We start from the raw sequence: 17,447 nt of genomic DNA, 5'->3' as shown, positions 1-17,447 counted from the left end.
TCTTATAAATAGTGAATCATAGCTTGCTGATCCTCGGTCCAAGTAACCTGACTTTGAACTCCATATACAGTTTGCAATGACTCAGGTGTGATGGTCTCCTTTGGAGTTCCTTGGTAAAGGATTTCTCCCTCTTTCATCAGATAGAGATAATCCGAATAGCGACAGGCAAGTTGAATATCATGCAGGACAGCTAGAACATTGACCTTGAGATTCTTCACAATGGCCAACAAGTCTAGCTGATACTTGATGTCTAGATGATTGGTTGGTTCGTCCAGGAGCAAGAGAGTCGGTTCTTGCGCCAAGGCACGTGCTAACAAGACTCGTTGTTTCTCCCCCCCTGACAGAGACGAATAGAGACGAGTTTTCTTCTCAAGCATATCCACCTTGACGAGAGCATCTTGAACGAGGGCATAATCCCTTTCCTTTTCCTTCTGTAAAAAAGAGAGGTGGGGAGTTCTTCCCAGCAAGACGATTTCCTCAACTGTACAATCAAACTGCAATTGATTAAACTGGGTAACAACTGCCATTTGCTTGGCTGTTTCTTTGAGTGACCAATGCTCCAGCGGCTTTCCATCTAAGCTTATCAAGCCTTTGTCCGCCTTTTCCTGACGATAGAGAAGTTTAAGCAGGCTGGTTTTCCCACTTCCATTTGGTCCTAGTATCGTGTGAAATTGATGCCCCTCAACCTTAAGAGAAACTCCTTTGAGGATTTTTTTCTCTCCTAGTCCAAAGTGGACATCCTGACAAATCAAGTCCATATCAGGCCCTCACCTCCCTTCGCCTACCTCCAACAATGTAGATAAAGAAGGGAGCACCTACTAAGGCTGTGAAAATACCAATCGGCAGCTCAGCATTTGGAATGATGACACGAGAGAGTACATCTGCCCAGACCACAAAGAGGGCACCCAGTATGGTTGCAACAGGAAAAAGTCTTCTGTAATTCGTTCCTACTAACCCTCGAGCTAAGTGAGGAGTAATGAGACCAACAAATCCAATAATCCCACAAGTTGCTACTAAGACTGCTGTCAGCACAGCCACCATGGTCACATAAAGATACCAATAAAAGCGTAAGGGAATCCCCAAAGTTAAAGCAGCCTCATCTCCCATCATCATCGCATTAAAAACACGATACTGAGTAGCGAAAAATAGAAAGGCCATACCTACTACTATAGTTGGCAGGACTAAGTCAGACCAGGTAGTCCCGGCAAGCGAACCCATGGTCCAAAACTTAATGGTCATCACACTGTCCGCATTAGCGCCAACTGAGATAATAAAGTTGGAAAAAGCCAGAAAGAGAGCATTGACCACCGTTCCTGATAAGATCAGACTAGAAGTCGTCATCCTTCCCTGCATAGAGGCAATGATAAGAACAGCAATGGTTGCCAAAATAGCTCCAAGAAAAGCTCCAAGGCTAATCATCACTTTTAAACCAAGAATGATGCTCAAGGTTGCCCCTAGAGTTGCGCCCGCAGAGATGCCTAAGACATAGGGTTCAGCGATGGGATTGTTCACTGTAGACTGCATTACGCTACCACACATGGAAAGACCAGCCCCTACTATCAAGCCTAACAATACTCGGGGGAACCTCATGTTCCATACAATGGCAAGAGTGGACTTGGAAACCTCTCCTATCTCAAGAGGAAAACCCAACCTGCTCAAAATAATCCGATAGGTATCTCCTAAATTAATCGCAACGGATCCCATAGAAACTGCTAGAAATAGGGAAATCCCTAAAGCAGCTAGCAAAATACCTAAAAGTAACACAAATTGCAGGTCCCGTCGGCTTCCAGAAAATTTGGAAAGCATGCAAACCTCCTTTGATAGCATCTTAAAAATTTAGAAAATTCTCATGAAAAGTATACCATATTTCCATTAGATGGACAAGGATGGAAATATATATAGAAAAAGCTCTCTGAAGTCAGAGAGCTGATTTGAGCTCGGGCTAGAATCCTAGTGAAAAAGATGAAACTCCTTGTGTTCATCGAACACTGTGTCGTTTCCCTATTTTCATACGTATTTTTAACGCCCTTAGCATCATAATTCTTGCTGGATAAAACGTTTATAGACTAGGCGACGAGGCGAAGATTGTACTAATGGTACATCGAGCTGAAGCCAACGAAGTATAGAAACGTTTTAGACGCAAGATTAGCGACGAAGTCCGAGAGAGTTGATCAACTCACGGTATCGGTTAACGTCGTTTTTACGCAAGTATGCAAGCAAGTTACGACGGCGACCAATTTTCTTCATCAATCCACGGTAAGTAGCGTGGTCTTTTTTGTGTTGTTTGATGTGTTCGTTAAGGTGGTTGATTTCCCAAGTAAGGACAGCAACTTGAACCTCTACTGAACCTGTATCACCTTCGTGACGTGCATATTGTGCGATGATTTCATTTTTTTTCTCTTTTGAGATTGCCATGATGTTTCTCCTTTTTATTTGGCTTCATCCGAGTGACAGGTTGGCATGCCTGCAACCAAGAAGAAGTTATTTGTCTTTACGACAGTTCTTATTCTACCAAGAAGCAGGGACTTTGTCAACTGATTTACTATTTAAACCCGTGAATTACTCTACTGATTTCAGGGCTTCGAGCATATCTACCTTTCTTAGGTGGTGATTGACAAAGAGGCCTAATAAGGCTAAGATTACAGTCACTGCGACGATTGGAAGGGCATAGACTTCCCAGCTGACTCGTGGATAAAAAAGTATGGTGGCTGGTGAAATCATTTGAATCAAAAATTGATGTAAATAGTGGCCAGCTACCAAACCAAGAGTAATTCCCACAAGGGACAGCACCATAGTCTCACGGTAGATATAGAGGGTCACTTCTTTATTATGGAAACCGAGAACCTTGATAGTGGAAAGTTCACGGATACGTTCTGCCACATTGATATTGGTGAGATTGTAAAGAATGACAATGGCTAGTAAAACGGAAACAAGGACAAGGATGGCCATGGTTTTATTGAGCGAACTAGCTACAGATTCAAAGAGATGGATGGCCGTCGCATTTTGGACGACCCCAGAAACAACAGGTTTTTCCATGAAGCTAGCCACTTCTTTCTCGATATTGGAAGGTGTTGGTTCTTTTAATTTTACTAGGTAGGTATTGTCTTGTGGACGGGTATCGTAGACTTGTTCGTAAGTCGCTCTGTTGAGATAAACAAAGTGTCCAACATAGTTTTCAGAAATAGCCGCGACCTTGATTTCCTTCCCATCAAGCTCCAGCTTATCTCCAATTGTAACACCTGCTAGTTGGGCTAATTTTTGACTCACGACCGCTCCATCAGTGAACTGCATCTCTCGCCCATTTTCCTCTAATGTGATAAAGGGCTTGAAGTCTTCTCCACTAGTAACCATCATGGTGATGGTTTGAAGTCCTGCTTTGCCTTTGAAATCTTTTTCAATGGATTTAGAGTAAATCTTTTGATAAGCATGTATAGGTTCAGCTTGCAAGGCACTTTCTAAATCTGCTTTTTCTTGCTCCGTCGCACTGCTCTTTTCCGCTACAATCATCTGGTATTGCTGGATTTGTTCAAATTGACGCTCGACAACTCCTCCTACAGAAGACTGAATGCCAAGACCTGCAAATAAGAGAGCCACCGAACCTGCAACTCCAAAAATAGTCATCAACATCCGTTGCTTATAACGGAAAATATTTCGCGCCGTAACCTTATGAGTAAAACTCAAACGACTCCAAATAAAGCTCAGGCGTTCCAGCAAAATCTTTGATCCCTTAACGGGAGGTTTTGGAAGTAAGAGTTGGGCTGCTTCATCGTGTAGTTCCCTCCGTGCCACCAAATAAGCCGGCAAAACACTGGATACCCAACTTAAGGTTAGGGCAAGGAGGCTATAAGACCAGTAAAAATACTCCTGACTTTTCCCAACGACCATTCCTGCTGTTATAACATCCGAAATCACGCCTGCAAGGAGATAATGTCCTAGAAGCGTTCCTAAAATGGTTCCTACAGTTCCTGCAAGAAAACCATAGAGGACAAACTTGGCAACTATATCTCGATTTCGGTAACCTAGAGCCTTAAAAATACCAGCATTGGTGCGTTCTTCGTCTACAAAGCGAGTCATCGTTGTAAAGGTCACCATTGCAGCGACCATATAAAGCACCACGGGGAAGATATTCCCGACGGAACGAATGCTTGCTGAAGCGTTACTGTACATGAGATAGCCTTGACCACCTAGCATAGTTTGGCGGTTGTATACATGGTATTTCGGCTCTGCCAGTTCATCAAGCTCTTTCTGACGCTGTTCAAGCTTCTCTTTTTCCTTAGTTAGATCACTCTCTGTCTGAGCCAGTTTTTCTTTTTTTGTCGCCAGTTCTTCCTTAGCTTTTGTCAGCTGTCCCTCGATTTGACTCTTTTGCGGTTCTGGTAAAGTAGGCACTTGTTCTTCTTGCTTTTTCAAGCGATTTTCAGCCTGCTCTAGCTGACTCTTGCCTTTTTGAAGGTTACTTTCAGCTGTTTGGAGCTGTTCTTTGCCCTCTTCTAGGCTCTTTTGCCCATTTGCTTTGATAGTTGCCAATCTTTTTTGACCATTATCGGCAAGTAAGTCTTGCAAATCTTCCTGGTGTTGGGTTCGTTTGGTCTTATAGTCTGATGAAAAAGCATCCAGATTTTTTAAATCGTCATAGCGCACACGCGCAATACTATACACTTCTGTATCAAACTGACTGGGTAAAATCACTCCATAGCCAGCCAAGCTTCCATTTCCACTACTAGCCCCTCCTAAATCTTCTTTAGAAAGGATTTCACCCGACTGAACAAATCCAGTAATTGTGAAAGTTTGGGATTTTAGGACGGACTTCCCTTCTTCTTTCTTAGTAAAGGTAATGGTCTGCCCAATCTGATAGAGGTCTTTCCAGAAGTCGGCTAGGGAAATTTCCTCATCAGCCTCTGGCATTCGCCCTTCTGTCACTTGGAAGGTTGAAATCCCCTCTGGCTTGGAATAAAGTCGAACCGCTTCTTCACTATTTTCTACGGTCAGGTCTACCATATAGCCAAACTCAACACTTGCTCCTTGAAGGGTCTTTAGTTCGTCTTGATCCTCTTTATCCAAACCATAATCAGCAATCACTGCCATATCCAATGTATTGGCTTTACGGAGATAATCTTCTGCCGTACGTTCCATATTTGGACTGGCCACTTTGAGACCAACAAGGGCTAAAGAACCCAGCATCATCAAGGTCAGGATAGAAACAAAGCGTCCCTTTGAAGCCGTCACTGACTGAAATAGGTCTTTCCGATACGTTTTTTTCATGCTAATACTCCAATGTATCGATATCCTGCGGATGCTCATTGACCGTCATGCTCTTAACTGTAGCATCGCGCATATGAATCACCCGATCTGCAATAGGGGCTAGCGCGCCATTGTGGGTTACGATAATCACCGTTGCTCCTTTTTGACGAGACATGTCTTGGAGAATCTTCAAGACTTGCTTCCCCGTCTGGTAATCCAATGCACCCGTCGGTTCATCACAAAGGAGGATTTTAGGATTTTTGGCTACAGCGCGTGCAATGGAGACTCGCTGTTGCTCCCCTCCAGAAAGCTGGGCTGGAAAGTTATTGAGGCGATGAGCCAGACCTACGTCTTTGAGCACTTGCTCTGGATCTAGGGCACCCGCTACGATTTCTGAGGCCAGTTCCACATTTTCCTTGGCTGTCAGATTGGAGACCAGATTGTAAAATTGAAAAACAAAGCCCACATCATCTCGACGATAGTTTGTTCGTTGGTGCGAACTATAGTTGGCGATATTCGCACCATCGATCCAAATCTCCCCCTCATCATTGGTATCCATACCTCCTAGGAGATTGAGAACCGTTGACTTTCCAGCACCAGAAGCACCAAGGATAATAACCAGCTCCCCCTTTTCAATTTCAAAATTCACATCACGATTAGCCACAATCTCCGTATCCCCAACCTGGTAACGCTTGTAGCTGTGTTTCATTTCAATATAAGCCATTGTCCTTCTCTCTTTCTTACAATTAAGTCACTCTTTACTATCATTATAACGCTTTTTCAACTAGTTGGAAACTAGAAGCAAAAACAAAAAAAGCCCCATAAGACCTATAATGAAAAAGTGACCAAACCCTCATTAGAAAGAATCTTATGGAACAATTAAATTTTATCACAAACATACTCGGAATTAAAGACAAGAACATCATAATCTTGGATTATCTGGATGCTGGAACACATAAAGAAATCATCGCTAAGCTAGATTAGCCTGCTCCTAAGTATCTCGATTGTCAAGGACAAATGGCTAAATATGACTTCCAAAAAGAATCTAAAATTCCCTATCTAGAGTGTGCGGGATACAAAACTCTTATTCGATTGAGAAAACGCCGTTTTCGTTGTAAAGTATGCGGAAAAATAGCTGTCGCAGAGACTTCCTTAGTCAAAAAGAACTACCAAATCTCAACGATCGTCAACCAGAAAATCACTCAAAAATTAATCGAGAAAGTCCCTATGACTGCTATCGCCGAAAGTTTATCGGTCTCTACTTCGACAGTCATCCGTAAATTGAAAGAGTTCGAGGTCAAGTCTGATCTTAACCACCTTCCAGAACACATGAGCTGGGATGAGTACAGCTTCAAGAAAGGTAAGATGAGCTTTATTGCACAGGACTACGATAATGGACGGACTCAAGCAACTATTCGCAATCATTTCCTTCGTTATTCTAGACAGGTGAGAAGTCGTGTGAAAGTCATTACCATGGACATGTTTAGTCCCTACTACGATATTGCCAGAAAACTATTTCCTTCTGCTAAAATCGTCCTCGACCGCTTTCACATTGTCCAGCATCTCAGTCGAGCTATGAACCACCTTCGCATCCAAATCATGAATCAGTTTGATCGGAGATCGCACGAATATAAAGCACTGAAACGTTACTGGAAACTCATTCAACAGGATAGCCGTAAACTCAGTGATAAACGATTTTATCGACCAACTTTTCGGTCACACTTGACCAATAAAGAGGTTCTAGAAAAGCTGCTTTCATACTCTCAAGAACTTAGACAGCACTATAATCTCTATCAACTCCTACTCTTTCATTTTCAAGAGAAACAAACGGAACATTTCTTTAGTCTTATTGAAGAAACAATTTCTTCTGTAAATCCTATTTTTCAAACTGTTTTCAAGACCTTTTCGAAAGATAAAGACAAGATCATGAATGCACTGGAACTTCCCTACTCAAACGCAAAACTAGAGGCTACCAATAACCTTATCAAAGTCATCAAGCGAAATGCTTTTGGCTTCCGGAACTTTGACAACTTTAAAACTAGAATTCTCATTGCTTTGAACATCAAAAAGGAGAGAACCAATTTGGTCCTCTCCAGGGTATAGCTTTTCATCAACCCACTACAGTTGACAAAGAGCCCACTGTTTATTTGCTGATCATTAATTGTATAACAATTACGATAGTTCTTTGCTTTTTTCATGTTTTTCACTATAAATGAGATTAAATAAATCTCTTTTTAAGCTGTCTAACTGCTAAGGTATAGAAGACAAAAATATAAGCACTATTGACAACTAAGAAAAGGATAAATTCAGATAAGGTAAAAGGGACTAAGGAACGAGCTCGATCACCAACAGCAATCTGAGCATAAGGGAAAATTCTAAAAAGACCTTGCCCAATAAAGAGGGTCATAAGTCCTGCCATAGCCAAAATAGCTGATATAAGAATAGGCACTGCGAAATTTTTTAAGCGAATACTAAGAAAAATTTGAATGGTGACAATAGTAATGGTTGCTATCCAACCTGTGATAGACCAAAGCAAAAAGTCCAGTAGATAATTTGCAAAAGGTACCTTCAAAACCAAAGCGCTGATAATATAAAAGAGAAGAACTATCAGTTGACTAATAGCCATGACTAGTGACAAGCTGGTGATTTTTGATAAAACGATACGATTGGCTTTAACTGGAATACTTAATAAGCGCTGCCAGTTTTTATTGCTTTCCTCGAATTGACAACTGATGGAACAGATAATCCCGATCAGAATAGGAGTAAATATCTGCGAGGAATAGAAAACTGTTTGTCCCCAAAGGACGTGAGCTTGTGTACCATCTAGGAGCACCTCTCGATTGAGAGCGTAAATCATTGCTCCCAATAAGGACCCAATAAGGTTAAAGAAGATTAGCGTTATCGGAATAGCACTTTTTTTGATTTTTTTAAATTCAAAAATAATCATAATAGATCCGCCTTTCCAATGAGTTTTTTACTGACAAAGATGCTTAAAAAAATGATAAGCAATAATGTGACTAATTTAAAGGGATAAGAATTATCATATTGAAAAAGATAAGTGTTAGTTCCAGCCACCCGTTTAGCGATTCCCATCATAGAGAAATATTGCCAAGGAATGAAAATACGAATAGGAAATGGTAACGCACCGATACCTACAAATGACAGGAAGGAACCAATTAAGCCTGTTACCACCGTCACACTTGGCTTTGGATAGATAAAAGCTAAGCAAAGATGTAAACAAGACAGAAAGAGACAAACCAAAAAAGTTGTGGACAAAAAGAGACTCAATGAAACAGGTGTCACACTGACCTGCATGCCCTGAATAATAAATTTCAGAAAAATCGTTTGAATCAAACTGACAACAAAGGCAAAAATAGCCATCACAGTCAATTTAGCCTTAAAAAGTTGCCAAGGACTTTCGTTACTGGTTTGCAAGAGTTTAAAAGTTTTGCCTAGATGTTCCAATTCCAGTAGTCTAGACGCTAAAACTGCAATGAAAAGTGGCAAAATAACATCATTCAAGTAAGTCATGGTATAAATGGCATTATAGGCCTCATGCGTTTTAGGTAATTCATATTTGATAACAACGCCACTCCAAATCAGGCCCACTGCTACAATAGCAATCAAAGATAGCAAGAAAGACCGTCTTTTTAGTTTGATAAATTCTAATTGTAAATTTAGCATTACAAAACACTTCCTTCCCGTCCTGTCATATCAAGGAAAACATCTTCCAGCGATCGACGAATCATACGAACTTGATAAATATCAACATCATTTTCAACTAAGAGTCGAATAGCAGTGGCTATATTAACTTTATTGTTATCGTTGATAATCAATTTTTTGTCATCATCCAAATTAAAACCATTGAACATTAGTATTCTTTTAGCAGTTACATCATCACTGGTCTCAAACAGATATTTTTCATCTTCTTCAAGGTCAGATAGGTGGCCTTCAAAAAGTAATTGACCATGATTGACAATACCAACAGTTGTAGCCATCTGTTCAATTTCTGAAAGAATATGGCTAGAAACGATGATAGTCATATCATATTTTTGTGGCAAGGACTTGATGAGCTCACGAATTTCTTGAATACCGGCAGGGTCTAAACCATTAGTTGGCTCATCCAAAATCAGTAATTTAGGAAATTTAACAATGGCTAGTGCAATTCCTAGACGTTGTTTCATGCCTAGTGAATAGTTTTTAACTAGCTTGTCTTTTTGATCGAAAAGTTTGACAATCTTTAAGACTTCATCAATATTTCTTTTTGGTAATTTAAGCAATTTTTGGATAATTTCAAGATTTTCATAACCGGTCAAATTAGCATAGTAAGAGGGCTCTTCAATGAGGGAACCTACATTTGAGAGGAGTGATATTTGATTGCTATTAAAGGTTTTTCCAAAGAGCTTAATGGAACCGTGGCTTGGTTGCAACAATCCTAAAAGCATTTTCATAGCAGTACTCTTACCAGCACCATTTGGTCCCAAAAAACCATAAATTTCATTTTTTCTAATATGAATAGAGAGCTGATTAACGGCTACTTCACCTGAAAAATCCTTACTTAATTGGTTGGTTTCAACGATATAATTGTTCATTTGTTTTCTCCTTTAAAAATCTTAGAGTGATGTTATATCCTTTCGCTATTTTCATTATAATGAACCTCCTTTATTTTAACCTGTTCATTACCTTAATTCTTCCTTAATTTTTACTTTAAAGTCCTTGACCAAGGAAGCAATGTGTTATACTAGTCTTGTTGAGGTAATAGTATGAATTATAAAGAAAAGAAGATCTTAATTTTAGACGATAACCCAGAAATTTTAGAAATAGTGCAAGAATCATTGAGCATTGCTGGGTTTAGCAATCTAACAAGTGTACAATCACAAAAAGAAGCTTTGAAGCAATTTGAAGAAAAATCTTTTGATTTAGTTATTTTAGACATTATGCTGCCTGAAGGATCAGGATTTGAAGTTTTAAAGGGCATCCGTAAGACTTCAACGGTTCCTGTTTTGTTTTTGTCGGCAATCTCCGATATAGAAAAACAATATCAGGGCTTTGAGCTAGGGGCAGATGACTATATTATCAAGCCTTTCCGCCCAAGAGATTTGGAGCTGCGTATTCTTTCCATCTTAAAAAGAGCCTATCCCGAAAAGGAAGATACCCTTATTTTGCCTGCTTGCCAGGTGCATTTTAGCCAAGCCTTGATTACCAAAGGAAAACTAGAGATTCAGCTGACAGCTAAGGAATACAGTATTCTTAAGGTCCTATATGATAATAAGAATCGCATTGTCACTTTTGACCAACTCTTAGAAAAGGTCTGGGGATTACAATACCAAGGCTATGATAATACCCTAATGGCTCATATTCGTAAGATTCGACAAAAGATTGAAGCCAATCCTTCTAAACCAGAAAGCTTAATAACGGTTAAAGGTTTGGGTTACAAACTAAAGGTGAATTAAATGGATACCGTTAAATTTTTTACTAAGTTATTAACCAGGTATGTTCTATTAATCTTGGCTTTAATCATAGGACTTGTTTTTGTTTATGGTTTGGTTTTCTCAGCCTATTTTAGTTTCTATGGAAAGGAAAAACCGGAACTACTTTACACTAAAATCGCTCAATCAAGTCAAGAGAATAATTTCAATTTTGATAAAAGCAGCAAAATTGAAATGGATAAACAAAATACTTGGGCTATGGTACTGAATCAAGATGGCAATATTGTCCAATCTTATCGTTTACCTCAACAGCTCAAAAGACATTATACCAATGCTGATATAGTGAAATTTTCGCGCTGGTATTTAGAAGATTACCCTGTTTTCTCCTATGTACGTGATCAGCAAATTTTAGTTTTGGGCTATCCTAAAAAGCATTCCTTAGCAAAATTTAATTTCTATGCTAATACGCAATTTATTAGGAATTTTCTCAGTTTGGGACTTGTTTTCTTGGGTATTATTCTTTTACTTATTTTTATTCTTTTAAGCCGATCAAAGTTGCGTATTAAAAAGGAGATGGAGCCGATTATTACTGCTGTCACTTCTTTATCTCAAGGTCAAAATATCGTTCTTAAAGAAAAGGGAAATTTCTCTGAAATTAAGACGGCTCTCAATGAAACATCTCATATTTTGGAAGAAAGCAACACGATGAAAGAGCAATGGATTAGAGGGGTCAGTCATGATTTACGCAATCCTCTTATGCTCATATCAGGTTATAACAGTCAGTTAGAGCAGCAATATGGCAAAGGAAAGCAGACAGAGGAAATTGAAAATCAGATTCAAACTATGAAAGAAATGATTTCTAATCTCAATATGAGCTACTTATTGGATAACCAAAAGCGTCACTCCGAATTTTCCAATCTTGATTTGGTTGCTGTCCTACGAACAGTAATTGCCGATATATTGAATAATTATGAAACAATTGCACTTCATTTTGATTTGCCTGCCGAGACAGTGTTGGTAAAAGGAGAGGTAACTTTATTAGCAAGAGCTTTTAGAAATCTCTTGCTTAATAGTATTATGCACAGCGGCTCTAACCAGATTGATCTGACTTATCAATTATCTGATAATAAAGTGCTCATCGTCATTGCGGATCAAGGAGATATTACAGCTCAAAAAATTACTGAGCTAAATCAAAAATCAACTAATTATGAATCACATGGTATGGGAACAGTTATCACCAAACAAATTATTAAATTACATCAAGGTGAAATTGTTTTTTTAGACAATCATCCAGGCTTAAAAGTCACCATTTCTTTACCTTTAGTAAAGGAATAATGGCCTGCCTAAGAACAAGCTTACACTTAGAAAACTAACCATTTGGAGCATTGCGACATATTATTTATCTTCTAAATATTTCTAAATGCTATTTTTGGGGCAAAGTATTCTTTCGTCTAATCATCGTAAATTTTTGATAAATAAGTAGCAATACTATTCTATTTATCAAAAATTTTTCTGTTATACGCAAAAAAAGAGTGAACAAATAAAGTCGCACTCTTTTACTGTTAAAATGTTTTGTCAACAACTATATACGAATTACACTAAAAACGCTTTAGATACTGTCAATAATTATGTGTAAACACTCAAGTAGAGTTATGGAGTGCTAATCAAATAAGCTTTCAAGTGTGTCAGAACATTGACCAAACCCTTTATGAATTCGTTGACTTTGCTTGAAATTATAATCTTCAAACAAAGTAACTAAATAACGGTTCAGGGCTTCTTCGTTAGGAAAAAGAACCTTCTTTTTCGTTTGACGTTTAATTTCTTTGTTGAGAGACTCAATGAGGTTTGTCGAATAAATGCTGTGCCAAATTTGGTAGGGAAACTAGAAAAAAGTTAAAAGATTATCCGTATTCTCCAGACTTTCTATGACTTTCCTATACTTTGGCTTCCATTCAGCGATAAAGTTCTCTAAAGCTTGTACTGCCATTTCTAAATTTTCAGCACGATAAATCGTTTTTAATTACCCTAGATTAACCACTCGATTAGATCGTTTCACCTTACTAGCCCTTTTCATCAACCCACTACAGTTGACAAAGAGCCTGTAAGCCATCGTCTTTCTCTCTTTCTTACAATTAAGTAACTCTTTACTATCATTTATAACATTTTTTCAACTAGTTGGAAACCAGAAGCAAAAACAAAAAGCCTAGGAATCCTAGGCTTTCTGTTTATAGATTATTTTCCAAGGTAGTATTCTTTTACGACGTTCAATTTTTCGTCGAATTCGAATACCAATGGTGGGAAGTTAGGGATTTCTACACCCATGATTTCATCATCTGACAAGTGTTTGATGTGTTTTACAAGGGCACGGATTGAGTTACCGTGAGCACCTACGAATACGTTTTTACCATCTTTAAGCGCTGGAGCGATTTTATCTTCCCAGAATGGAAGGGCACGTTCCAAAGTCACTTTCAAGTTTTCAGCATCTGGAATGACTGAGTCGTCAAGTGAAGCGTAACGACGGTCAGTGTGAGCTGAGTATTCGTCATCATGAGGCATTGCAGGAGGCAATACATCGTATGAACGACGCCAGATGTGAACTTGCTCATCACCAAATTGTTCAGCAGCTTCAGCTTTGTTTTTACCAGTCAAACCACCATAGTGACGTTCGTTCAAGCGCCATGATTTTTCAACTGGAACCCAAAGTTGGTCAGCAGCTTCAAGAGCCAAGTTTGTTGTTTTGATCGCACGTTTCAATACTGAAGTGTAAGCTTGGTCAAATTCGATACCAGCTTCTTTGATCAATTTACCAGCGTCAATCGCTTGTTGTGTTCCTTTATCAGACAAATCAACATCAGCCCAACCAGTGAAAAGGTTAGCTTTGTTCCATTCAGACTCACCGTGGCGAGCAAAAACCAATTTTACCATTAGATGGATTCTCCTTTTATTTTTCGAGGTTTCCCTCGTTTATCTATTCTATTTTACACAATTTTTCACAAAAAAGCTAGTTAAAATCAACTAAAAAGAGAAGAGCTTATCAGTCTTCTCTTTATCACACTATCATAATTGTTCTCGATAGACGATGAAATAGTCCCGTCCAAATAATTGGAAAACTACTACTCTTCAATTACAAATTTTTTCAATGTTCCAAAGTAAAGTGAACCACCAATAATGGTTAGAATTCCACCTACCCATCCCAAAAATGGAATCAAGCCGACCGCACCACCTACAATGAGCAAGACAGAAGGTGCATTCGTAACACGTTCATCATCTTTATAATAAACAATAGCCACAATTCCCAATACTAAAACAGCAATTTTAACCAATGACAAAATAATTGAGAGCCCTGTCAATGTCCCAACCGTTACATCTGCGTCTTCAGTTGCCGCAGCAGCTCCAATAGCCATGATAAACATGATGGCTGGCGCTAAAAGCAATACAATTCCTGAAATAAGACCAAAAATAGCGTTAACACGAGCAAGTGTATTTGTTTTCATAATAATCTCCTTAAAATTTTTATAGGTATTATTCTATCATAATTTATCTAAAAATTAAACAATCTTATAAAATTTTATAATAAATATTGATTTTCAAAAAATAATTTTAAGTTCTACAGTCTCTTTATAATTAGTAGAAATATAAAATTATGAGAAAACTGAATAGTTGATTATGTTAATTATCTACACGGACAGGCCAGGAAGAACTTCATTTGAGGAAATGGACTAGTAAATTTTCCCATGATAAAACGCATAATATCAAGGTACTTGAACTCTTGATATTATGCGTTTTTATGATTTTAGTGACCTTTCTCAGTCTATTCTGATTATTTGGCTTCAAATCCTTCTGCAACTGCATCCGCAAAGTTTTCTTCTACGATGCTTGCACAGTGGTCACAGATAACTGCGTGGTAGCTGCGTTCTGCAGTAGTTGGGTCGATACGACGGCAACGGTCACAAACTTCACCTGCAGCGCGTTCAACTGTAAAGGCAACATCCTCAAAGCTAACTGCGCCTTCTGGAGCTGTACCTTCAGCGATGTTCAATTCTGACACGATCAAAAGTTGAGCTACATTGCTATCCACTGCTCCAAGAAGAGTTTTCACCACTTCATTTGGATAAACTGTCAAGTGTGCTTCGAGTGATTTACCGATAACTTTTGCATTACGCGCTTCTTCCAAGGCTTTTTGAGCTTGTCCACGGAAATCCATGAAGGCTGACCATGTATCCAAGATTTCTTCTTGGTTGGCAAAAGTTTCTGCTTCTGGCAATTCTGACAATTGAACAAATTCTTCAGCTTCAAACTCAAGATATGACCAGATTTCTTCTGCAGTGTGAGGAAGGATTGGTGTCAAGAGTTTGGTGATTTTGACAAGAACGTCATAGAACACAGTCTGCATTTGACGGCGTTCGAGTGATTTGGCACCTTCGATGTAAACAACGTCTTTAGCGAAGTCAAGGTAGAAGGCTGACAAATCAACGTTGATGAAGTTCACCAAGGCCTTGTAGATTGTCAAGAATTCAAAGTTGGCATAAGCATCACGAATCGTTTTCACAAGCTGGTTAAAGCGGATGGTCATGTACTTGTCAACAGAACGAAGCTCATCGTAAGCTACTGCGTCTTGAGCTGGGTTAAAGTCAGATGTGTTGGCAATCAAGAAACGAAGAGTGTTACGGATCTTACGGTAAGTTTCAGAGACTTGGCTCAAGATATCCATAGAGATACGCACGTCATTGCTTGAGTCCACACTTGTTACCCAGAGACGCAAGATTTCCGCACCAAATTGTTTTTCAACATCACTTGGAGCAATGGTATTTCCAAGAGATTTAGACATCTTCTCACCTTTACCATCAAGGGCAAAACCTTGTGACAAGATTTGTTTGTAAGGAGCAACGCCATGGTTAGCAACAGATGTGATAAGTGATGAGTTGAACCAACCACGGTACTGGTCAGAACCTTCAAGGTATAGATCTGCTGGATATTTGAGTTCTGGACGGTTGACCACTACTCCATTCCATGATGAACCTGAGTCAAACCATACGTCCATGATATCTGTTTCTTTCTTGAACTCGCCATTTGGTGAACCTGGATGAGTAAATCCTTCTGGCAAGAGGTCCTTAGCATCACGTTCCCACCAGATGATAGAACCGTGTTCCTCAAAGAGTTGAGCTACATGTTCAATAGTCTCAGCAGTCATGATTGGCGTTCCGTCTTCAGCATAGAAGATAGGAAGGGGAACTCCCCAAGCACGTTGACGAGAGATAACCCAGTCGCCACGGTCACGAATCATATTGTAAAGACGAACTTTACCCCATTCTGAGTGGAACTTCACTTTTTCAATTTCATCCAAGATTTCTTGGCGGAATTTAGATACAGAGGCAAACCACTGTGGAACAGCACGCCAGATGATTGGCTTCTTAGTCCGCCAGTCAAATGGGTATGAGTGGGAGATTTCTTCTTGAGCAAGGAGTAAATCACCCAGTTTTTCGATAACAGTCGGCACAACCTTGTCATAGAACTGACCCGCAAATTCAGGACCAGCATTTTCCATCATAATACCGCGTTCGTTAACTGTTACAGCAACTTCAAGGCCGTTGGCAACACCGACATTGTAGTCGTCCTCACCAAAACCAGGGGCTGTATGGACAATACCAGTACCAGAGTCAGTCGTAACGTGGTCACCAAGGATTACCAACTCATCTACAGCCATATCCCATGGGTGGACTGTTACGATGTGATTCAATTCTTGACCACGGTAGGTTGCCAAGACTTGCACATCCACCCAGCCAAATTTCTCAGAAAGACTATTCAGTAATTCTGAAGCAACCACAAACTTACGCTCTTCACCAGCTGGTTGTACCAATACATAATCAATATCTGCTCCAACTGTCAATCCACGAGAAGCTGTGATAGTGAATGGAGTTGTTGTCCATACGACGATATAAGTATCTGTATCTAGGACACCTTTTCCGTCTTTGACGCGGTTAGCATAGTAAAGGGAAGTTGAAAGCAAGTCATGGTACTCAATTTCCGCTTCAGCAAGAGCTGACTCAGAAGACCATGACCAGTAGACAGGCTTGGCACCACGGTAGATATAGCCTTTTTTAGCCATTTCACCAAAGACACGGATCTGAGCCGCTTCATAGTCCGGAGTCAAGGTCACATAAGGATTTTCCCAGTCACCAGAAACACCCAATCGTTTAAAGTCTTCACGTTGTTTATCAACTTGAGAAAGAGCATACTCACGGCAAAGTTTCAAGTACTCAACCAAGTCCATTTCTTTGCGTTTAACGCCTTGTTTTGCCAAGACTTGCTCGATTGGCAGACCATGTGTATCCCAACCTGGGATGTAAGGTGCATAGAATCCTGACATAGACTTAGAACGAACAATAATATCTTTGGAAATCTTGTTCATGGCATGTCCAACGTGGATATTTCCGTTTGCATATGGAGGGCCATCATGCAAGGTGAAATGCGGTTTTCCTTTGTTCAATTCTTGACGGCGTTGGTAAAGTTTTGCTTCTTCCCATTCTTTTTGCCAAACTGGTTCTTTAGTTGGAAGACCAGCACGCATAGGAAAGTCTGTTTTCCCTAAATTGAGGGTTTCTTTAAGTTTCATTGTTACTCCTTTAATTTAAAATGACAAAATAAAAACCACGATTCGCAAAAAGGACGAAAATCGTGGTACCACCTTTGTTCGAAAAAAGACAGGGTCTCTTTTCCTCTTTTCCCGTAACGTGGGGGACGTCCAGTCTTACTGCTTTCGGACTGGATTGCTTGAGA

General features: G+C 39.5%; 13 protein-coding genes and 2 pseudogenes. 3 read left to right on the top strand and 12 right to left on the bottom strand.

Going from position 1 to position 17,447, the window contains the following annotated elements:
• Nucleotides 1–2: 2 nt before the first annotated feature.
• The 5 genes from HMPREF1518_RS04465 to HMPREF1518_RS04445 form a co-directional block, all read right to left on the bottom strand.
• Nucleotides 3–758, bottom strand: a complete 756-nt coding sequence (locus tag HMPREF1518_RS04465; protein WP_000364120.1) for an ABC transporter ATP-binding protein — start codon at nt 756–758, stop codon at nt 3–5.
• A gap of 1 nt (nt 759) precedes the next feature.
• Entirely contained in the window at nt 760–1,806 is a 1,047-nt protein-coding gene (locus tag HMPREF1518_RS04460) for a FecCD family ABC transporter permease (protein ID WP_033584428.1), read from the bottom strand.
• 339 nt (nt 1,807–2,145) lie between these two features.
• A complete protein-coding gene (gene rpsO / locus HMPREF1518_RS04455) occupies nt 2,146–2,415 on the bottom strand; it encodes a 30S ribosomal protein S15 (protein ID WP_001018251.1) in 270 nt (89 codons plus the stop codon).
• Nucleotides 2,416–2,559: 144 nt separating this feature from the next.
• Nucleotides 2,560–5,268 carry an ABC transporter permease gene (locus tag HMPREF1518_RS04450; protein ID WP_197018560.1) on the bottom strand — a complete coding sequence of 903 codons (2,709 nt, stop codon included), beginning with the start codon at nt 5,266–5,268 and terminating at the stop codon, nt 2,560–2,562.
• Nucleotides 5,264–5,965: an ABC transporter ATP-binding protein gene (locus HMPREF1518_RS04445; RefSeq protein WP_000323383.1), complete on the bottom strand. Its 702-nt coding sequence runs from the start codon at nt 5,963–5,965 to the stop codon at nt 5,264–5,266. Before HMPREF1518_RS04445 ends, HMPREF1518_RS04450 begins: the two co-directional genes overlap by 5 nt.
• A gap of 146 nt (nt 5,966–6,111) precedes the next feature.
• On the opposite strand from HMPREF1518_RS04445, the pseudogene HMPREF1518_RS10635 reads away from it, so the two are divergent.
• Nucleotides 6,112–7,344, top strand: a pseudogene (locus tag HMPREF1518_RS10635) (ISL3 family transposase).
• Nucleotides 7,345–7,459: 115 nt separating this feature from the next.
• On the opposite strand, the gene HMPREF1518_RS04425 reads toward HMPREF1518_RS10635, so the two are convergent.
• The 3 genes from HMPREF1518_RS04425 to HMPREF1518_RS04415 are packed head-to-tail and all read right to left on the bottom strand — an operon-like array spanning nt 7,460 to nt 9,833.
• Nucleotides 7,460–8,188: an ABC transporter permease gene (locus HMPREF1518_RS04425; protein ID WP_033584422.1), complete on the bottom strand. Its 729-nt coding sequence runs from the start codon at nt 8,186–8,188 to the stop codon at nt 7,460–7,462.
• Nucleotides 8,185–8,925, bottom strand: a complete 741-nt coding sequence (locus tag HMPREF1518_RS04420) for an ABC transporter permease (RefSeq protein WP_000933492.1) — start codon at nt 8,923–8,925, stop codon at nt 8,185–8,187. Before HMPREF1518_RS04420 ends, HMPREF1518_RS04425 begins: the two co-directional genes overlap by 4 nt.
• Nucleotides 8,925–9,833: an ABC transporter ATP-binding protein gene (locus HMPREF1518_RS04415; RefSeq protein WP_001067290.1), complete on the bottom strand. Its 909-nt coding sequence runs from the start codon at nt 9,831–9,833 to the stop codon at nt 8,925–8,927. Before HMPREF1518_RS04415 ends, HMPREF1518_RS04420 begins: the two co-directional genes overlap by 1 nt.
• 171 nt (nt 9,834–10,004) lie before the next feature.
• On the opposite strand from HMPREF1518_RS04415, the gene HMPREF1518_RS04410 reads away from it, so the two are divergent.
• Nucleotides 10,005–10,694, top strand: coding sequence for a response regulator transcription factor (locus HMPREF1518_RS04410; RefSeq protein WP_033584420.1), 690 nt, complete (start codon nt 10,005–10,007; stop codon nt 10,692–10,694).
• Nucleotides 10,695–12,005 carry a sensor histidine kinase gene (locus HMPREF1518_RS04405; protein WP_000381906.1) on the top strand — a complete coding sequence of 437 codons (1,311 nt, stop codon included), beginning with the start codon at nt 10,695–10,697 and terminating at the stop codon, nt 12,003–12,005.
• Nucleotides 12,006–12,330: 325 nt separating this feature from the next.
• On the opposite strand, the pseudogene HMPREF1518_RS10630 reads toward HMPREF1518_RS04405, so the two are convergent.
• The 4 genes and pseudogenes from HMPREF1518_RS10630 to ileS all read right to left on the bottom strand — a co-directional run.
• Nucleotides 12,331–12,735: pseudogene (locus HMPREF1518_RS10630) on the bottom strand (transposase); the annotation flags it as partial.
• 167 nt (nt 12,736–12,902) lie between these two features.
• Nucleotides 12,903–13,595, bottom strand: a complete 693-nt coding sequence (locus tag HMPREF1518_RS04400; RefSeq protein WP_000240120.1) for a phosphoglycerate mutase — start codon at nt 13,593–13,595, stop codon at nt 12,903–12,905.
• 188 nt (nt 13,596–13,783) lie between these two features.
• Nucleotides 13,784–14,164 (bottom strand): hypothetical protein, encoded by a 381-nt coding sequence (locus HMPREF1518_RS04395; protein WP_000856376.1) that lies wholly within the window; start codon nt 14,162–14,164, stop codon nt 13,784–13,786.
• Nucleotides 14,165–14,490: 326 nt separating this feature from the next.
• Nucleotides 14,491–17,283, bottom strand: coding sequence for an isoleucine--tRNA ligase (ileS, locus tag HMPREF1518_RS04390; protein ID WP_033584418.1), 2,793 nt, complete (start codon nt 17,281–17,283; stop codon nt 14,491–14,493).
• Between the last annotated feature and the right edge of the window lie 164 nt (nt 17,284–17,447).

This window comes from Streptococcus sp. SR1 (assembly GCF_000526075.1).
GTDB classification, from domain to species: domain Bacteria; phylum Bacillota; class Bacilli; order Lactobacillales; family Streptococcaceae; genus Streptococcus; species Streptococcus halitosis.
Note: the sequence above shows the minus strand (reverse complement) of the source record. Positions and strands in the feature narration are given on the sequence as shown.